1 protein-coding gene is annotated in these 582 nt (G+C 59.6%); it reads left to right on the forward strand.

Annotated elements, in window-relative coordinates; genetic code table 11:
- A partial coding sequence (locus ASF69_RS23650; protein ID WP_244475547.1) for a DDE-type integrase/transposase/recombinase occupies window positions 1-582 on the forward strand: 582 nt, incomplete at both ends.

Genomic DNA, 582 nt, shown 5'->3' on the forward strand with positions numbered 1-582 from the left:
GCCGTGGCAGACACGCTGGGCGTTTCCCGTTCCAACCTCATCGAGCGGCTGAAAGGCAAATCAAAGCCGCGTGGACCATACCACAAGCTTGAGGATGCAGAGCTTCTGCCCGCCATTCGCAGGCTGGTAGATCAAAGGCCAACCTATGGCTATCGGCGGATCGCCGCGCTTCTCAATCGCGAAAGGCGAGCCGCCGATCAGCCCATCGTCAACGCCAAACGGGTTCATCGTATCATGGGCAACCATGCCATGCTGCTGGAGAAACATACGGCCGTCCGCAAAGGCCGCATCCATGATGGCAAGGTCATGGTCATGCGCTCTAACCTGCGCTGGTGCTCCGACGGTCTGGAGTTCACCTGCTGGAATGGCGAGGTCATTCGTCTCGCCTTCATCATCGACGCCTTCGACCGCGAGATCATCGCTTGGACGGCAGTCGCCAATGCGGGCATCTCCGGCTCTGACGTGCGCGACATGATGCTGGAGGCAGTCGAGAAACGCTTCCGCGCAACCCGAGCCCCCAATGCTATCGAGCACCTCTCGGACAATGGTTCGGCTTACACAGCGCGGGACACGAGGATATTT

Source organism: Rhizobium sp. Leaf311, assembly GCF_001423445.1.
Lineage (GTDB): Bacteria > Pseudomonadota > Alphaproteobacteria > Rhizobiales > Rhizobiaceae > Agrobacterium.